The sequence below is a fragment of the Streptosporangium sp. NPDC049376 genome, assembly GCF_044466505.1.
GTDB lineage: Bacteria > Actinomycetota > Actinomycetes > Streptosporangiales > Streptosporangiaceae > Streptosporangium.
Window position 1 is genome coordinate 136,944 of the sequence record NZ_JBITMT010000006.1, and the last position, 17,968, is coordinate 154,911.

Sequence of the window (17,968 nt, forward strand, 5' to 3'; positions counted from 1 at the left end):
ACGCGCGCCTCGCTTCATCGCTTCTCAAGTATTTGCTCAGACTGCGAATGCCGCAACATACACCGAATAGCGAGAAAGATCAAGTCCGACGCTCGAGGACGGGTTCGGTCGAGGACAAAGTTACCGCCGGGCGGCGCCCCGGTCCATGCCGCCGCGCTGGGTTTTCGCGCTCTCCGGGCCGGGGATCCCAGGGGAGACCTCAGGTCGCCGCCGCCCCCTCCACGACCCTGGCCCAGTGCTCGATCAGGCTCTGCGCCGAGTCGACGTCCCCCGCCTCCGCCCACAGGTGGGTCACCGCCTCGGCCGGGTCCGGCAGCACCAGCGCCCAGCTGCCGTCCTGCGCCACGACGCGCACCCCGTCGGTCGTGTCTATCCGGTACAGCTCGGCGGCCTCGATGACCGAGCGCATCACCACGCCCTTGGCGGCCCACGGCGTGGGGACCGTACGGCGCAGCAACCGGGCCTGCGGGATCCTGGCGTCGATCTGGCTGAGCGAAAGGCGGGTCCTGGCGACCAGGCCGAGCAGCCGAAGGAACACCGCCAGGCCGTCGACCGTCGGGCCGAACTCGGGTACCACGAAGCCGCCCCGCCCGTCCGCGGCGAAGACCATGCCCTCCGCCCTGGCCGCGGTGGTCAGCGCGTCCAGCGCGGTCGAGGTCCACTCGACCTGCACGCCGTGGAAGCGGCAGACCTGCTCGGCCACCCGGGTCGTGGTGACCGGCAGGGCCACCCTGCCGCCGCGCCGCTCTGCGGCGACCAGGTCGAGCACGACCAGCAGGGCGCGCTCCTCGCTGATCAGCTGGCCCGTCTCGTCGACGAGCGCGATCCGCTCCCCCACCGGGTCGAAGCGCACGCCGAAGGCCGCCCTGGCCGAGCCGACCAGCTCGGACAGGCGTTGCAGGGCCCGGCGGCGCTCGGCGAGGGTCTCGGTCGGCGAGGCGTCGTCCAGGCGGTTGTTGACGGTGAGCACCTCGACGCCGACCCTGCCCAGGAGGCTGGGCAGCACCAGTGAGGAGGTGCCGCCCGCGCAGTCGACGACGACCTTCAGGTCGGCGTCGCGCACCCCGGTGACGTCCACGCAGCGCAGCAGCTCGTAGGTGTAGTCCTCGATCGCCCTGGCCGGGAAGCTCAGCTCGGCGATCTCCCCGGGGAAGGCTCGGCGGAACTCCTGGCGGGAGAAGACCCGCTCCAGTTTGCGCTGGGCGCCCTGGGAGAGGTCGGCGCCGTGCTCGTCCATGAAGACGATGTCCACGCTCTGCGGGTCGCCCGGGGTGGTGCGCAGCGCGATCCCGCCGACCGCGTTCTCCCTGGCGGTGTGGAAGCGCGAGACGGGCAGCGGGGCCGCCTCCAGGTCGAGCACGTTGATCGCGCTGGCGGTCAGCGCGCTGATCACGGCCCGCTTCAGCGCCCTGGCCGCCCGGGAGGAGTCCCGGGAGGTGATGACCGAGGCGCCCTTCCTCAGCGTGGTCGCGTAGGCGCTGGCGAGCCGTACGCACAGTTCGGGGGTGATCTCCACGTTGACCAGGCCGGAGACGCCGCGCGGGCCGAACAGACTGCGCTGGCCCCTGGGCTCCCAGATGACGCTGGTGTTGACGACCGCCCCGGCCTCCACGGTCTTGAAGGGGTAGACCTTGACGCCCGAGGAGACGTACGCCTCGGCCTCGATGATGCACTCGTCGCCGACGACGGCGCCCTCCTCGATCCTGACCCCGGTCATCAGGTCGGTGTTCTTGCCGACGACGCAGCCGCGCAGGTGGGCGCTCGGGCCGACGTAGACGTTGTCGTGGACGACGGCGCGGTGCAGGAAGGCGCCCTCCCTGACCACCACGTTGCTGCCGAGCACGGTGAACTCGCGCAGTTCGGCCCCCGCCTCGACCTTGGCGTAGTCGCCGACGTACAGGGGGCCCTTGAGCACGGCGTCGGCGTCGACCGAGGCTCCCTCGGCCACCCAGACACCCGGGGAGACCTCGAAGGCGTCGATGTCCACCCTCACCCGCCCGGAGAGCACGTCCGCCTGCGCCCTGAGGTAGCTCTCGTGGGTGCCGACGTCCTCCCAGTAACCGTCGGCGACGTAGCCGTACAGCGGGGCGCCGCGCGCCAGCAGGCGGGGGAAGACGTCGGCGGACCAGTCGACGACCCCGCCCGCGGCGATCTCGTCGAGGACCTCGGGCTCCATCACGTAGACGCCGGTGTTGACGGTGTCGGAGAAGACCTGGCCCCAGGTCGGCTTCTCCAGGAAGCGCTCGACCCTGCCCCGGTCGTCGACGATGACGATGCCGAACTCCAGGGGGTTGGGGACGCGTTTGAGCCCGATCGTCACCAGCGCGCCGTTCTCCCGGTGGAAGCGGATCATGTCGGTGAGGTCCATGTCGGTCAGCGCGTCGCCGGAGATGACCAGGAAGGGCTCGTCCCTGAGCTTGTCCGCGGCGTTCTTGACGCTGCCCGCCGTGCCGAGAGGGGTGTCCTCGGTGGCGTAGTACAGGCTCATGCCGAGCTCGTCGCCGTCACCGAAGTAGTTGCGGACCAGCGCCGCCAGGAACTGCACGGTCACCACGGTCTCGGTGAACCCGTGCCGCCTCAGCAGGCGCAGCACGTGTTCCATGATCGGCCGGTTGATCACTGGTAGCAGTGGCTTGGGCTGGTTGGCGGTCATCGGCCGCAGCCGAGTCCCCTCCCCGCCCGCCATCACGACGGCCTTCACACATCACCTCTTAATGCGTCCGGCTCCGCGTATGAGCTGACGCACCTGTACCCAGTAGAGCGCCCCGGACCACCAGTACAGTCCGGTGCCCCAGATCGCGAGCGACCAGCCGACGATGCGGGCGGGCCCGGCGTACCAGGCGTCGTGGTGGGCGAGGAAGAGCAGGGGGAAGGCGTAGAGCAGGTTGGCCGTCGCGGCCTTGCCGAGGAAGTGCACGGGCAGCGCGGGGCCGTACCCCAGGCGGCGCAGGATGGGCGGGATGCCCAGCAGCATGACGTCGCGCAGCGGGATCGCCAGGGCCAGCCACCAGGGGATGATCTCGCGCATGGCCAGGCCGAAGAGGGTGGCCAGGATGTAGAGGCGGTCGGCCAGCGGGTCGAGGAGGCGGCCGAGCCTGCTGGTCTGGTTCCACGCGCGGGCGATCTTGCCGTCGAGCCAGTCGGACAGGCCGGCCAGCATCAGCAGCGCCACGGCCCAGCTGTCGGCCTTCGGCCCGAGGACCAGCCACAGGAAGACCGGGACTCCGACAAGCCGGGCCAGGCTCAGCGCGTTGGGCACCGTCAAAATGCGGTCTTCGGCACCCGATGCTTCCGGATTCACCCGAATGTCTCCCTCCCCGTACCTGAAGCCGACCCTACTGCGTTCGCCGCGGCATCCCGCAGGTGACGGGCACCACAGGTCTCTTCACAGCTTCGGCAGGAACCTTGTGAAGGTTCTTCGAGGTCGTGGGGGGAGTGTGCCGCGGGCGCGGGCCGGGCGTGTCGCCCGTCCCGCACCCGGGGAGGATTCGGCGGACCCGGTCACGGCCCGCCGCAACGGCTCAGTTCGCGGCTCCCACGGCGACCGGGGAGCGGTCACGCCGCCACAGCCTGTCCAGGGCCAGCGCCCCGCCGCCGCTGAACCCGATCGCCAGGCAGATGGCGAACAGGACCAGGACGTACTCGAACCCACCCTGCTGCGAGAAGAAGCCCTTGCCCGCGTGGACGAAGACGTAGGCGCCGACCATGTTGAGGGCGAGGATGACGCCCGCGACAGGCAGGGCGGCGCCGAGGATGAAGGCGAGGCCGCAGAGGACCTCGCTGCCCGCCACGGCCGGGGCCGCCACGGCGGCGAGGGGGATGCCGAGGTGGGTGAACCCGGCCGTGACCTCGTCGATCCCGCTGCTGAGGAGCTTCTGAAGGCCGTGCGCGATGAACACGATGCCGATGACGACCCGGGCGAGCAAAAGGGTGTAAGGCCCGATTCTCTCCAGCATGACTTTTCTCCTGTTGCGATGTAGTTCACTGATGAACCGGCACCCACAGGTCGACGTTTGGTTGAACGTTGAACTATTTGGGCATGGTACGGCGCTGCACAAACGCCAAAAATGGGGCCGGAACTGTGCTTTCACAGCACGAGCACTTCGATCGTCACCGAACGGGCGACAAGGACGGCGGGTGACGGACCCGGCCACGGATGTTCCTTGACCCACATAACATCCAACTATTCGCAACTGTCGTTGTCAACGACCTTCGTCTCCGGGCGGCCCTGGCGGCACGGCGAAGGCCCGGGACGCACGAGACGGATCCGTCTCGTGCGTCCCGGGCCTTCCGAGGTTCCGGGGGTCGGGCGAGGCGCGGGCCGGGAGACCGCCCGCGCCGCGCCTCAGCGGCCGCGGACCGCGGCGCGGGGCGACCAGACCCAGACGAGCAGGGCCACGGTCAGCCCGAACAGGGTGAGCCCGCTGGGCACGTGTGTGCCGAGCAGGTTCCAGGTGAAGTGCTGCCCCATGCCGATCAGGAGCAGGCCCGCGCTGGCCGCCGCGGGCCATCCCGCGCCTCGGCCCGGCCGCCAGAACAGCACGGCCGCGACGGTCTGCAGCAGTGCGATCAGGTGCACCACCATCCCGACCATGACGTGGGTCTCGGCCAGATCGGCTCCGCCCTGTACGGCCTGGCCCGCGAAGGAGGCCGCGACGATCAGACCGACGGCCTGCGCGGTCACCAGAACGCGCAGGCCGTACAGCAGGCCCGCGGAGACGGAGCGCTCCGGTGCCGCGAGCGGCCGGGTGATGCCCTCCTGCATGAGATGTGTCCTTCCTGCAATGACTGTTCAGGGACACATCGTGGCCGCGCGGATCCGCCGGGTCGTCAGCCTCCAGGGGTACCCGCCGATCCGCCGCGTGGCGGATTCGCCGTGCTCCGGGGACGGCGCCGGGACGGAACCCGTTCGCGGCGCCCGCGCCTCTCCTCCTGAGGTAGGTCGGCCCTCTCCTCCTCATGGCGGAAGGAAAATCAATCGGATTACGGGGCCATTCCGCCCGCTTCAGCCTCTACCCTTCACAGCATGACCAAAGACACCACGCTCTTTCTGGGGCAGTGGCTACGCTCCCCGGGAACCGTTGGGGCGGTGGCGCCGAGCTCACGGCGGCTGGCCGAGACGGTGACCACCCCGGTCCCCCAGCGGGGCGATCCCGTGATCGTCGAGCTGGGCCCGGGGACGGGGGCGTTCACCGCGGAGATCCAGCGGCGGCTGAACGGCAGGGGGCACCACCTGGCCGTGGAGATCAATCCCGCGCTGGCCTCGTTCCTGTCGGAGCGGCACCCGAAGGTGGACGTGGTGGTCGGCGACGCGGCGCGGCTGCCCGAGATGCTGCGTGAGCGCGGTCTTGAGAAGGCCGACGCCGTCATCAGCGGCCTGCCCTGGGCGGCCTTCTCCGCCGACACCCAGACGCGCCTGCTGGACGCCGTCGTGGCCACCATGAGCCCGCACACGGCCTTCACGACCTTCGCCTACAGCTTCGCCAAGCGCATGCGGCCCGCGCAGCGCTTCCGGCGCCGTCTGCACGAGACCTTCGAGGAGGTCGTCGTCGGCAGGACCGTCTGGGGCAACCTTCCCCCCGCCTTCGTCTACCACGTGCGCAGGCCTCGGAGCCTCGACACCGCAGGCGCCTGCGACCTGTGACACCTCGGGGGCACCTCAGCGCGCCGCCTGGACCAGCGCCTCGAACAGCCGGTTGTCGCCGGCGCGCTCCGGGTGCCACTGGACGCCGACGCAGAAGGGGTGCCCCTGAAGCTCGACCCCCTCGACGATCTGGTCGTCGGCCCACGCGACGGCGAGCAGCCCCTCACCCAGCCTCTTGACGGCCTGGTGGTGCGGCGCGGTCACCTCCGCGTGGTCGCCGACCGCCTTGCCCAGGCCGCTTGAGACGCTGATCTGGATCAGGTGCTCCCGGCCCGCGGCGGAGTGACGGTCGTGACCGACCTCGTCGGAGAGCCACGGGATCAGCGAGCCGCCCTGGGCGACGTTGAGGACGTGCATGCCCCTGGCCACGGCCAGCAACGGCAGACCCTCCCGTACGGCGGCGCGGGCGAGGGCGAGCTCGAACCGGTCGCGGTGGGGCTGGGGCGCGCCCGCGCGGCCCTCGGGGGACGCGCCGTACAGGGAGGGGTCGAGCGCGCCACCGCCCGCGAGGACCAGCCCGGACAGACGCCGCACGTGGTCGCCGGCCGCGGCCGGGTTCGTCGGCGGGACCAGTACGGCGATCCCGCCCGCCTTCTCGATCGCGCGCACGTAGGAGGGGGGCGACAGGACGGCCTCGCGGACCCAGTCGCCCCAGCGGGCGGCCTCAAGGTAAGCGGTGACACCGATCAGGGGTCGGGGCATGTGGAACTCCAAGGGGGCCATGCGACGGCGGCGTCCCCGTTCCGGGCGGCACCCGTCCCGTCTTCAGCAACTTCCCTATCATGGCGCACCCTATTTCGGTTATGTCACGCTTTTGAAGGTCTCAGTGTCGTCTCACCGCGCCGTCGCCACGCAGGGACGGGACGGGCCGCACCAGGCGACACGGCAAACACCCACACAAGGGATAAATAACAAACTTCGGATAAATACGATTTGCAACCACCCAGGCCACTCCTATAGCACGATCGCCAAAAATAGTCTCGCAATTACAGATAGTTTGAATTCCCGCCATATTGCTGAGAACACGTTGTGAGCCTCACATGGTGATGGAAGACTCAAATGCGAGCGCTCTGGTGCGCCGGGGCCGCAGGACGCTCATCACCCGGATTCGTCAGGAGGTAGGTCTGCGTGATCGGACATTCGATCCGGTCAATTAGGGTGGGTTCCGTCCATGTCCTTGAATCCGCGTCTCGTGAAGGAAAGCTTCGCCGTCATCGAACCCGTCGCGGACAAGGCCGCCGCGTATTTCTACGGCCGTCTGTTCGCGGAGAACCCGCACATGCGGGCCATGTTCCCCCCGGCGATGGACACCCAGCGCGACCGCCTGTTCGGCGCGCTGACCAGAATCGTGTGGAGCCTCGACAGCCTCGACGGCCTGTCGTCGTTCCTCGGCGAGCTCGGCCGGGGCCACCGCAGGTACGGCGTGCTCCCCGAGCACTACACCACGCTCGGCAGCGCCCTGCTGGCCACGGTGCGACGCTTCGCCTCCGAGGTGTGGAGCCCCGAGATGGAGGCCGCGTGGCTGGCCGCCTACACCGCCGCCGCCGACATCATGATCACCTCCGCCGAGGAGGACGCCCGGACCTCGCCCGCCTGGTGGACCGCCGAGGTGATCGGTCACGAACTGCGCGCCCCGGACATCGCGGTGATAACCCTGCGGCCCGGCGAGCCGCTGCCGTACCTGCCGGGCCAGCACGTCGACGTGCAGACCGCGCGCTGGCCGCGGGTGTGGCGCCCGTTCTCCATCGCCAACGCGCCCAGGCGGGACAACACCGTCCGCCTGCACGTCAGGGCCGTCCCCGGCGGCTGGGTCTCCTCCGCCCTTGTCGGGCACACCCGGATCGGGGACACGGTGACGCTCGGCGCGCCGGGCGGCACGATGACGCCGCCCGAGCGCGGACGTGACATCCTGTGCGTCGCCGGGGGCACCGGCCTGGCCCCGCTGAAGGCCATCGTGGAACACGTGATCACCTCGGACGCCACCCCGCCCCGCGTCCGCCTGCTGTACGGCGCCCGCACCTCGCGCGAGCTCTACGACCTGCCCGACCTGATGAGGATGCGCTCACGCGTGCCCAGGCTCGAAGTGGTGCCCGTGGTCTCCGACGAGCCCCGCTACGGCGGTGAACGGGGGCGGCTGCCCGAGGTCGTCGACCGCCTGCGGCCGTGGGCCGGGCACGAGGTCTACGTCTGCGGACCCGACGACATGGTCGAGGAGACGATCCTCAGGCTCCAGCGCGGTGGGGTCCCGCCCGCGGACATCCACCGGGACCGCCCCCAGGAGGGACGGCGCCGGGGCGCCCACTGCCATACCTGACCGGCTGAGCGCGGGACGCGGCGTCCCGCGCCGTGACAGCATGAGGCCGCATCGGAAAGGAAGAACGTTGACCAGGTCCGCCACACTCGTCACCTTCGTGTTCCCCTCAGCCCTGGGACGCTGGGCGGGCGACATGGTCGAGCTTCGCGTCTTCGCGGTCGCCGACCGCGACGGCGGCCGCCCCACCCTGGGGGCCGCCCTCGACACGCTCTGCCGTACCCACCCGTCGCTTGAGCGCAGGCTCCGCGACGACCACGGGCGGATGCGCCGTCACATCAGCGTGTTCGTCTGCGGCGAGAACGCCAGGGGGCTCGGCGGGCTCGCCTGCGCCCTCCCCTCGGCCGCCGAGGTCCACCTGCTCCCCGTCCTGTCCCGGGTGGGCTGAGCGCGCCCTTCCCCGCGCGGGGTCAGCCCGCTCCGAGGGCCCGCGCGATGCCCGCGGTGTCCTGATACTCCCGCCAGAGCGCCACCCGGCCGTCGCGCGCCCCGAGAACCCCCACGAAGAGAAGACTCGCGCGGCGCCCGGTACGGGTGGCGACCCCGGTGGTCTCGGACCGCGCCGCGGGCTTGTGGCGCGGGGGCGGGTACGGCGTGGGGAAAGGGCAGGTCAGATCCCCGCCTACCTCCTGATTGTCCGAAGTGTCCCGGTTACCATGAGGGGGTTGGGACGGCCGGGACCGGTGGTCGGCGAGGGAGGCCACGATGGACTACGACGTGTTCGAACTCGGGGACGTGCGGCTGCAGAACGGCGCGACGCTACCCGGCGCGAAGCTCGCCTACAAGACCTACGGCGAGCTCGACGCCGACAAGGGCAACGCGATCGTCTACCCCACGTGGTACTCGGGCCAGCACTACGACAACGAGTGGCTGATCGGCGAGGGCATGGCCCTGGACCCGTCGAGATACTTCATCATCATCCCGAACATGTTCGGCAACGGCCTGTCGTCGTCGCCGAGCAACACCCCGCCGCCGCACGACAGGGCGCGCTTCCCCGACGTGACGATGTACGACAACGTCGAGGCGCAGTACCGCCTGGTCACCGAGGTGTTCGGCATCGAGCGTCTCGCGCTGGTCACCGGCTGGTCGATGGGAGCGGGCCAGACCTACCAGTGGGCGGTCAGCCATCCCGAGATGGTGCGGCGCATCCTGCCCTTCTGCGGCTCGGCCAGGACCAGCCTGCACAACATCGTCTTCCTTGAGGGGGTCAAGGCCGCGCTCACCGCCGACTCCGCCTGGAAGCACGGCTGGTACACCGAGGAGCCCTGGACCGGCCTGCGGGCGCTGGCGCGGGTCTACGCGGGCTGGGGCTTCTCCCAGCAGTTCTACCGGGAGAGGACCTACGAGCGCGACCCGTTCGACTACGGCTCGCTTGAGGACTTCCTCGTCGGCTTCTGGGAGGGGCTGTTCGTCAAACGCGACGCGAACAACCTGCTCACGATGCTGTGGACCTGGCAGAACGCCGACATCGGCAAGACCCCCGGGGCCGGCGGCACCGAGCAGGCGCTGTCCTCGATCAGGATGCCCGCGATCATCATGCCCGGCCGGCAGGACCTCTACTTCCCGCCGGAGGACAACGAGTGGGAGGTCTCCCACATGCCCTCGGCCGAACTGCGGGTGATCCCGGGCTCGTGGGGGCACTTCGCGGGTGGCGGCCTCAACCCGGTGGACACCGCCTTCATCGACGACGCGCTCAAGGAACTGCTCGCCCGGGACGCCTGAGCCGCCCGCCTCCGCCGTACAAGGAGGCATGTGGGGCCGAGCGGCGGTAGCGTGTGGCGCGCCGCCTCCGCCGTCCCAGGACCGGACGGCGGGCTCGTCGGTTCCGCGTCACAGGTGATGGTGTGAGATTTCGTGTACTCGGCCCGCTGACCGTAATCTCCCAGGGCCGGGAGGTGCCGGTCGGCGGCAACAAGCTGCGTGTCGTGCTGGCCGGTCTGCTGCTGCGCCCCGGTGAGACCGTCCCGGTCTCCCGGCTTGTCTCCTGGCTGTGGGAGGAGGAGACGGACGACCCCGCCAGGGCCAGGGCGACCGTGCACAGCTACGTCAACCGGCTGCGGCGGCAACTGGAACCCGGTGAGGTCATCCGTACCCTTCCCGACGGTTACCGGGCCGAGGTCGACGCCGGGTCGCTGGACCTGCTGCGGCTGCGCTCCCTGGCGGAGAGCGGGCGGCGGTCCGCCGCCGCGGGCGACCTGGCCGCGGCCTCGCGGGCGTTGTCCGAGGCGGCGGGGCTGTGGCGGGGCCCGGCGCTGTCCAACGTGGACTCGGCCGTGCTCCACGACCAGGAGGTCGGGCCGCTCACCGAGGAGTGGCTGCGCCTGCAGGAGGAACGCCTGGAGATCGGGCTGCGCACCGGCGGGCACGCCGAGCTGGTCACCCCGCTGCGCGAGCTGACCCGTGCCCACCCGCTGCGGGAGCCGTTCTGGGAGCTGCTGATGCTCGCGCTGCACCGCTGCGGGCGTCACGCGGAGGCGATCCAGGCCTACCACTCACTGCGTGAGCTGCTGGCCGAGGAGCTCGGTGTCGATCCCGCCCCCTCGCTGCGCGCCGCCTACCAGGCGATCCTGGCCGGTGAGTCGCCCGGCCGGTCTCTGCGGGCACCCGCAGCCGCGCCGCGTGAGGAGGCTCCCGTCCCCCGGCAGTTGCGGCCCGACACGCCGGGTTTCGCCGGTCGCAGGACCGAGCTGGCCGCGCTCGACCTGCTGCTCGGGAAGGACGTTCCCACGACGGGGCCGAGAATCGTCTCCCTCCAGGGGACCGCGGGGTCCGGCAAGACGGCGCTGGCCGTCCACTGGGCGCACCGGATCTCCGACCGTTTCCCCGACGGGCAGCTCTACCTCGACCTGCACGGCTACGGCCCCGAACCGCCCGTCGACCCTGCCAAGGCACTGGAGACGCTGCTCCGGGCCCTCGGCACCCCGGCGGGCCGGATTCCCGCCGGTCTCGACGAGCGCTCCGCCCTGTTCAGGACGCTGCTGAGCGGCAGGCGGACGCTGCTGATGCTCGACAACGCGGGCAGCAGCGAGCAGGTCCGCCCGCTGATCCCCGGTTCCGGCGGGGTGGTCGTCGTCACCAGCCGCAACCAGCTGCGCGGCCTCGTCGTCGAGTACGGCGCGCGGCGCGTCGTACTCGACCAGATGTCCGAGCGGGAGGCGACGGAACTGCTGGCCGGGGTCCTCGGCCGGGACCGGGTCGCCGCCGCGCCGGAGGCGGTCGCGGAGGCCGTCGAACGGTGCGCCCGTCTTCCGCTGGCGCTGCGCATCTTCGCCGAGCGCGCGGCGCGTTTCCCCGCCGTGCCGCTCGGCAGGCTCGTCGCCGACCTGCGGGACGAGGCGACCCGGCTGTCGGCGCTCGACGCCGGGGACGGCGGGCACACCGACCTGCGCACGGTCTTCTCGTGGACCTACGGCGCCCTTGAGGAGGACGCGGCACGGCTGTTCCGGCTCCTCGGCCTGCACCCCGGACCCGAGGTGAGCGCCGGGGCCGCGGCCGCGCTGATGGGCGCGGGCCTCGCGGAGGTCACCCCGCTGCTCGACCGGCTCACCGCCGACCATCTGCTCAGGTCCCGTTTCCCCGGCCGGTACGACTTCCACGACCTGCTGCGCGACTACGCCACCGAACGGGCCGGGGAGGGAGAGGACCGGCGGGAGCGGGAGGCCGCGCTCGGCCGGGTGCTCGACTGGTACCTGCACGCGGCCCGCGCCGCCGCCGAACACCTGCCGCCGGCCGTGTGGGACTCGGGACACGGGCCGGTTCCGCCCGGGCTCAGCCTGCCGAGCTTCGGCGGTCCCGAGGAGGCGGTCGACTGGTACGAGGAGGAACTGCCCAACCTGATGGCCGCCGCCCGGCGCGCGGCGTCGCTTGACCGGCACGAGGCCGCCTGGCGGATTCCCCGGCTGCTGGCCTCCTTCCTCGACCTGCACGTGCCCGGAGAGGCCTGGGCCACCGTCTTCCGCGTCGCGGCCGAGGCGAGCGGGCGGGCGGGTGAGCCGTACGAGGAGGGGTTCGCCCTCAACCACCTGGCCTGGGTCAGCGCGCTGCTCGGCAGGCCGGAGGAGGCCGTCGCGCACTACGAGGAGGCGCTGGCGGTGGCCCGGCGGATCGGGGAGCCGGGGCTTGAGGGGGACGTCCTGGTCAACATGGGCGCCACCTACTTCAGGCTCGGCAGGTTCGCCGACTCGGCGTCGTGCTACGGCCGGGCGCTGGAGATCGCCAGGCTGAGCGGTGACCGGCGTCTTGAGGCCGAGGCGCTCAACGACCTGGCCAGGAACGACAACGAACTCGGCCGCCATCACGAGGCGCTGGCCGGCGCGCGGGCGGCGCTCGACGGCTACACCGAGCTCGGTGACCGTTATCGCGTGGGTGAGGCGTTGCGCGTGCTGGGCACGGCCAACGCCGGGCTCGGCCGGCACGAGGAGGCCTGCGTCCTGCTGTCGCAGGCGCTGCGGGTGATGCGGGAGTTCGACGACCGTCTGGACGAGGCCGAGATCCTGGACCTGCTCGGCGAGGTCCTGCGCGACTCCGGCGACCACGAGGCGGCTCGGGCGCACTGGCGGGAGGCCGCGGAGATCTTCGCCGAGCTCGACGACGACCGGGCGGCGGCCGTACGGCTGCGCCTGGCCGAGGCTGAGAACCGGGGAGGGGCGCACACCCCCGTCCACCCCTCCCCGGCCCGGATCAGGTGATGCGAACGCCACGGGTGATGCGGACGCCGTCGTCCCGCACCGCGTCCCCGTGGCCGGCGCCCCCGCGCCCGGCGAACGTCCGCGCCGGGTCCGACGGTCCCTTCGTGACGGCACACATGGTCATGTCCATTCGTCCTCGTCTTTCTTGTCTCGGTGAGGCGTTTCGGTGAGGCGAGGACGAATCTAGGAACCTTCTCTGGCAGATCCCTCACAAAATCCTCATAACCTCTGGTACGGCTTCACGGCACCGGCGACGGGTAGGTCCGGAGGATGGGGAGTATCACGATCAGCAGGGCGTACGATCCCGAACCCACCACGGGGGCGGTCTTCCTCGTGGACGGGATGTGGCCGAGGGGCGTGCGCAAGGAGGACCTCAGGCTCGACGGCTGGACACGCGACGTCGCGCCCTCGCCGGAGCTGAGGACATGGTTCGGGCATCGCCCCGAGCGGTTCGCCGAGTTCCGTGACCGCTACCTGCGGGAGCTAGAGGCCAACCCGGAGGCCGTACGGCCGTTGCTCGACGCCGCCAGGAAGGGGCCGGTCACCCTGCTGTACTCGGCACGGGACACCGAGCACAACAACGCCGTGGTCCTGCGGGACCACCTGCGGCACCTGCTCGCCACGGTCCCGCACTGATCTTCGCCTTGCTTTTCCCCGTAGATCGCAAACAGTGACCAACCAGGGGGTTTCCATCACGGAGATGATCATGTTCCCGCTCAGGATGAGGAGGACTCGTTCGGAAAAAGGAATCGATCATGCTCCAAAAGATGCGACGGCCCGGGAAATACCGGGTTTTCAGCCGCCCTTCGCTGCTGACGGGAGGTGCCGGGGTCCTCGCCGTCGTGGTGGGAGGCGTCATCGCCCTTCCCGCCGTCATGGCCGCGACGCTGCCCTTCGGCCTGGGCCCCTGCGTACCGGGCAGCTGCCCCTCCCCCTTCCCTCCGGTGAACAACGGGCCTTTCGCGGGCCGTGACAACGCCATCAACACCTTCGTCGGCGGCGACTTCCTGGTCCGGGGCTTCGCGGCCGAGGCCGAGGGCCGGGCGGTCGTGCTGGGCGACTTCGACCAGAACAAGAACGCCGCCGCCTCCCCCGCCTACAACGTGGGCATCGCGGGGGTCGGCTCACGGGTGCCGCCTCCTGAGGGGGCCGACTTCCTGACCACCGGCGGATCGGTCACCGTCGCTCCGGGCCAGCGCCTCCTGGCCGAAGGCGGAGTGGTACGGCACGCGGGTCCCCTGACGGGCACGGTCACCGGAACCCTCGTTGAGGACCCGGACGCGGCGACCCCCTATCTGGACCTGGTGCCCGCGCTGCAGCAGGCCAGCCGGTGCTACGCCGACTCGACCGGCAACCCTCCGAGCACACCGACGGGGACCGCGGTGAACCAGGGCGCCCAGACCCTGTTCACCGGTGACGGCACCTCCGCGCTCCAGGTCTTCAACGTCGACTTCGACCTGACCGGCCCCGGGGGCTCCACGCAGGGCATCGTGTTCGAGGGCATCCCCGCGAACGCGACCGTCCTGATCAACATGCTGGGCACCAGCCGTACGATCAACACCTTCAGCGGCGACATCGCCGACGCCGACCCGTGGAACGCGCTGCGTGAGCGGTCGCTGTGGAACTTCCCCGACGCGACCACGGTGAATCTGCAGGGCGGCGGCAACTTCCAGGGCAGCGTCCTGGTGGCCGACCCGGCCAGCACCACGACGCTGAGCATGCCGGGCTTCAACGGGCGGCTGTTCGTCAACGGCTCTCTCACGCACACGGGGAACGGCGGATACGAGATCCACGCCTACCCCTTCAACGGGGACCTTCCCGACTGCGGGGCACCGACGCCCACACCAACACCGACACCCACGCCCACCCCGACCCCAACGCCGACACCCACCTCGACTCCGACACCCACACCCACACCCACACCCACACCCACACCCACCCCGACACCTACTCCCACACCCACGCCCAGTCCCACCCGGACCCCGCGTCCACCCAAGCCTCCGGTGGAGGGTGGAACGGGAGGGCAGGCCGGGAAGGTGTGGACCCACAGCAGGCACCACCTCGACGGCGGCCGTCACTGGTTCGGCTGCCACCGGCCGGTGTGCCACGGCCGGGGTCCCGGGGCGATCCATGAGAAGCGCCCGCTCCTTCGCATGATGACCTCCCGCTTCCTGTCGTAGAGGTCCACGGGCCCGGCGGGCGTTCCCCGCCGGGCCACGTCCCTCCCGGCACGAACACCACTGGAAAGCCCGTCAACTCCATGCCGTTGCGGGAAGATCACCGGGAACATCCGCTCCCGGCAACGGACAGGCGTGAACCATGCGTACCGTCGGCCGCTGTCTTCTGGTCGTGCTCACCGCTCTCACCCCGACCGCGCTCATGTCCACGGGGCCCGCCCACGCGGACGACGCGCCTCCTTCGGCGGCCGGGCAGCCACCGCAGACCCTGCGCTTCGGCGTCCGGCTGCAGGAGGTCCGCCAGGTGAAGAGGCGCCTGCGCGAGCTGGGGTTCGCCCCCGGCGCTCCCGGCCCCGAGTACGACTCCGCCCTGCGCATGGCCGTGTGGGCCTTCCAGAAGGCCAACGGGCTGCCCGCCCTCGACCGGGTGGACACGGCCACCCGGCGGGCGATGGCCAGGCCCGCGCGGATCAGGCCACTGGTGCCCGGGGGAAGCCCCTCACGGGTCGAGATCGACCTGACCCGCCAGCTGCTCACGGTGTGGCGGGACGGCAAGGCCGTACTCGTCAGCCATGTCTCGACCGGCGCGCGCAAGTCCTACTGCGACCGGGGACACTGCGGGTTCGCCGACACGCCGCCCGGCGACTTCACGGTCGGCGAGCGGGTGCACGGCTGGTCGACCGGCCCCCTGGGGGCGATGTACTACCCGGTCTACTTCAACGGCGGCATCGCCGTGCACGGCTCCACGCTCGTACCGCGCCGTCCCGCCTCCCACGGGTGCGTGCGGGTGCCGCTGCACAACGCCATACCGCTGTTTCGCATGCTCCGCCCCGGGGAGCCGGTCCACGTCCGCCGCCCGGTGCTCAGTTGGGCCGGACGAGCCTGACGACCACACTCTTCGAGGTCGGGGTGTTGGAGGTCTCCGCGACGGAGTCCAGCGGCACGAGCACGTTGGTCTCGGGGAAGTAGGCCGCGCAGCACCCCCGAGCGGTCGGATAGGCGATGACGCGGAACCGCTCCGCCCTGCGTTCGCCGTCCGGCCACTCGCTCACCAGGTCCACCGTCTCACCGTCCGCCAGGCCGCGTTCGGCCAGGTCGTCCGGGTTGACGAAGACGACCCTGCGCCCGCCGCTCACGCCCCGGTAGCGGTCGTCCATGCCGTAGATGGTCGTGTTGTACTGGTCGTGGCTGCGGACCGTCTGCAGCAGCAGCCGTCCCTCGGGGACCCGCAGCACCTCAAGCGGGTTGACGGTGAAGGTCGCCCGGCCCGTCGCCGTCGGGAAACGCCGCTCGTCGCGGGGCGCGTTGGGCAGCGCGAATCCGCCGGGGGCGCGGACCCGGGTGTTGAAGTCGCCGAAGCCGGGCACGACCCGCGCGATGCGCTCCCTGATCGCGTCGTAGTCGGCCTCGAACTCCTTCCAGGGCACATGCGGGTCGTCCTCGAAGAGCTCGCGGGCCAGGCCGCAGACGATCGCCACCTCGGGCAGCAGGTCCGGCGAGGCTGGCCTGAGCCTGCCCCGGGAGGCGTGGACCATGCCCATGGAGTCCTCGACCGTGACGAACCGGTCGTTGTCGCGTTCGGTACGGCCCAGCGTCGGCAGGATCAGCGCCCGCTCGCCGCAGACGGCGTGGGAGCGGTTCAGCTTGGTGGAGACCTGCACGGTCAGCCTGGCGCGGCGCAGCGCCGCCTCGGTCACCTCGGTGTCCGGCGTCGCGGCCACGAAGTTGCCGCCCATCGCGAAGAACACCTTCGCCGCGCCCGAGCGCAGCGCCCTGATCGCCTCGACGGTGTCCAGGCCGTGCTCGCGGGGCGGCTCGAAGCCGAACTCGTCACGGAGCGCGTCGAGGAAGGCCTCGGAGGGCTTCTCGTAGATGCCCATCGTCCGGTCGCCCTGGACGTTGGAGTGGCCCCTGACCGGGCAGACCCCCGCCCCGGGGCGGCCGACGTTGCCGCGCAGCAGCAGGAAGTTGACCACCTCCCTGATGGTGGCGACGGAGTTCCTGTGCTGGGTGAGACCCATCGCCCAGCAGACGATCACCGACTTCGCGCCGAGCACGTCGCGGGCGGTCTCCTCGACCGCCCCGCGGTCGAGCCCGGTCGCCTCCTCGACCTCCGCCCAGTCCAGGGCACGGGTGTCGGCCGCCCACTCCTCGAAGCCGTGGGTGTGCTCCTGGACGAAGGCGTGGTCGACCACGGTGCCGGGGGCGGCGTCCTCGGCCTCCAGCAGCAGCCGGGACAGCGCCTTGAACAGCGCCAGATCGCCGTTGAGGCGGATCTGCAGGAACCGGTCGGCCAGTGTCGTGCCGCGCCCGGCCAGCCCCGAGGGGCGCTGCGGGTTCTTGAAGCGCAGCAGTCCCGCCTCGGGCAGCGGGTTGACCGCGACGATCCGCGCCCCGTTGCGCTTGGCCCGTTCCAGGGCCGACAGCATGCGCGGATGGTTGGTGCCGGGGTTCTGGCCGACCACGAAGACGAGGTCGGCGCGGTGCAGGTCCTCCAGTGAGACCGTGCCCTTGCCGATGCCCAGGGTCTGGGTGAGGGCCGAACCGCTCGACTCGTGGCACATGTTGGAGCAGTCGGGCAGGTTGTTGGTGCCGAAGCGCCGCACGAGGAGCTGGTAGACGAACGCCGCCTCGTTCGAGGTGCGGCCCGAGGTGTAGAAGACCGCCTCGTCGGGGCCGCCGAGCGCGCGCAGTTCCTCGGCGACGACGCCGAAGGCCCGCTCCCAGGTGATCGGTTCGTAGCGGTCGGCGCCCTCCGGCTTGTACATCGGCTCGGTGAGCCGCCCCTGCTGGCCCAGCCAGTAGTCGGTGTGGCGGGCCAGGTCGCCGATCGTGTGGGCGGCGAAGAAGTCACGGGTGACCCTGCGGGTCGTGGCCTCCTCGGCGACCGCCTTGGCGCCGTTCTCGCAGAACTCCGCCGGGCTGCGGTGCCCGCCCTCCGGCCAGGCGCAGCCGGGGCAGTCGAAGCCGTCCTTCTGGTTGACCCGGGCCAGGGTGAGGAACGTACGGCCCGCGCCCATCTGGGCGTAGGACGTCAGCAGCGACCGGGTCACCCCGGGGATGCCCGCCGCCCACTCCTTGGGCGGGCCGACCTCCAGCCCGTCCTCGTTGACGTCCTCTCGCGGAGCCTTCCTGACCATCCCGGACC

The 17,968-nt window shown here is 71.1% G+C and carries 14 protein-coding genes; 8 read left to right on the forward strand and 6 right to left on the reverse strand.

Annotated elements, in window-relative coordinates; all coding sequences use genetic code 11:
* Positions 1 to 199: 199 nt before the first annotated feature.
* From ACIBVQ_RS18700 to ACIBVQ_RS18715, 4 genes are all read right to left on the reverse strand, one after another.
* Positions 200 to 2,701, reverse strand: coding sequence for a mannose-1-phosphate guanyltransferase (locus ACIBVQ_RS18700; RefSeq protein WP_352012557.1), 2,502 nt, complete (start codon positions 2,699 to 2,701; stop codon positions 200 to 202).
* Between the two features lie 3 nt (positions 2,702 to 2,704).
* Entirely contained in the window at positions 2,705 to 3,259 is a 555-nt protein-coding gene (locus ACIBVQ_RS18705) for a CDP-alcohol phosphatidyltransferase family protein (RefSeq protein ID WP_352012558.1), read from the reverse strand.
* Positions 3,260 to 3,521: 262 nt separating this feature from the next.
* Positions 3,522 to 3,956 carry a DoxX family protein gene (locus tag ACIBVQ_RS18710; protein WP_352012559.1) on the reverse strand — a complete coding sequence of 145 codons (435 nt, stop codon included), beginning with the start codon at positions 3,954 to 3,956 and terminating at the stop codon, positions 3,522 to 3,524.
* Positions 3,957 to 4,345: 389 nt separating this feature from the next.
* Entirely contained in the window at positions 4,346 to 4,765 is a 420-nt protein-coding gene (locus tag ACIBVQ_RS18715) for a hypothetical protein (RefSeq protein ID WP_352012560.1), read from the reverse strand.
* Positions 4,766 to 5,026: 261 nt separating this feature from the next.
* Between ACIBVQ_RS18715 and ACIBVQ_RS18720 the strand changes: the two genes are divergently transcribed.
* Positions 5,027 to 5,644, forward strand: coding sequence for a class I SAM-dependent methyltransferase (locus ACIBVQ_RS18720; protein WP_386189289.1), 618 nt, complete (start codon positions 5,027 to 5,029; stop codon positions 5,642 to 5,644).
* A gap of 15 nt (positions 5,645 to 5,659) precedes the next feature.
* Here the strand turns inward: ACIBVQ_RS18720 and ACIBVQ_RS18725 are convergent, their stop codons facing one another.
* Complete coding sequence (locus ACIBVQ_RS18725; RefSeq protein ID WP_352012562.1) at positions 5,660 to 6,346, reverse strand: gamma-glutamyl-gamma-aminobutyrate hydrolase family protein; 687 nt, start codon at positions 6,344 to 6,346, stop codon at positions 5,660 to 5,662.
* Between the two features lie 469 nt (positions 6,347 to 6,815).
* Between ACIBVQ_RS18725 and ACIBVQ_RS18730 the strand changes: the two genes are divergently transcribed.
* The 7 genes from ACIBVQ_RS18730 (at position 6,816) to ACIBVQ_RS18760 (ending at position 15,706) form a co-directional block, all read left to right on the forward strand.
* Positions 6,816 to 7,958, forward strand: coding sequence for a globin domain-containing protein (locus ACIBVQ_RS18730; protein WP_399178766.1), 1,143 nt, complete (start codon positions 6,816 to 6,818; stop codon positions 7,956 to 7,958).
* A gap of 67 nt (positions 7,959 to 8,025) precedes the next feature.
* Entirely contained in the window at positions 8,026 to 8,343 is a 318-nt protein-coding gene (locus ACIBVQ_RS18735) for a molybdopterin synthase sulfur carrier subunit (protein ID WP_399178768.1), read from the forward strand.
* A gap of 317 nt (positions 8,344 to 8,660) precedes the next feature.
* On the forward strand, positions 8,661 to 9,677 hold the full coding sequence (locus ACIBVQ_RS18740) for an alpha/beta fold hydrolase (protein ID WP_362916879.1): 1,017 nt from the start codon (positions 8,661 to 8,663) through the stop codon (positions 9,675 to 9,677).
* A gap of 122 nt (positions 9,678 to 9,799) precedes the next feature.
* Complete coding sequence (locus ACIBVQ_RS18745; protein WP_399178770.1) at positions 9,800 to 12,643, forward strand: BTAD domain-containing putative transcriptional regulator; 2,844 nt, start codon at positions 9,800 to 9,802, stop codon at positions 12,641 to 12,643.
* Positions 12,644 to 12,913: 270 nt separating this feature from the next.
* The gene (locus ACIBVQ_RS18750; protein WP_362916883.1) at positions 12,914 to 13,279 is read left to right on the forward strand and encodes a DUF488 family protein; all 366 of its coding nucleotides are present in this window, start codon (positions 12,914 to 12,916) and stop codon (positions 13,277 to 13,279) included.
* 119 nt (positions 13,280 to 13,398) lie between these two features.
* Positions 13,399 to 14,823, forward strand: coding sequence for a choice-of-anchor A family protein (locus tag ACIBVQ_RS18755; RefSeq protein ID WP_399178772.1), 1,425 nt, complete (start codon positions 13,399 to 13,401; stop codon positions 14,821 to 14,823).
* A gap of 139 nt (positions 14,824 to 14,962) precedes the next feature.
* Complete coding sequence (locus ACIBVQ_RS18760) at positions 14,963 to 15,706, forward strand: L,D-transpeptidase family protein (protein ID WP_399178774.1); 744 nt, start codon at positions 14,963 to 14,965, stop codon at positions 15,704 to 15,706.
* Here the strand turns inward: ACIBVQ_RS18760 and ACIBVQ_RS18765 are convergent.
* A complete protein-coding gene (locus ACIBVQ_RS18765; RefSeq protein ID WP_399178776.1) occupies positions 15,684 to 17,960 on the reverse strand; it encodes an FdhF/YdeP family oxidoreductase in 2,277 nt (758 codons plus the stop codon). The two genes, ACIBVQ_RS18760 and ACIBVQ_RS18765, sit on opposite strands and share 23 nt — an antisense overlap.
* Between the last annotated feature and the right edge of the window lie 8 nt (positions 17,961 to 17,968).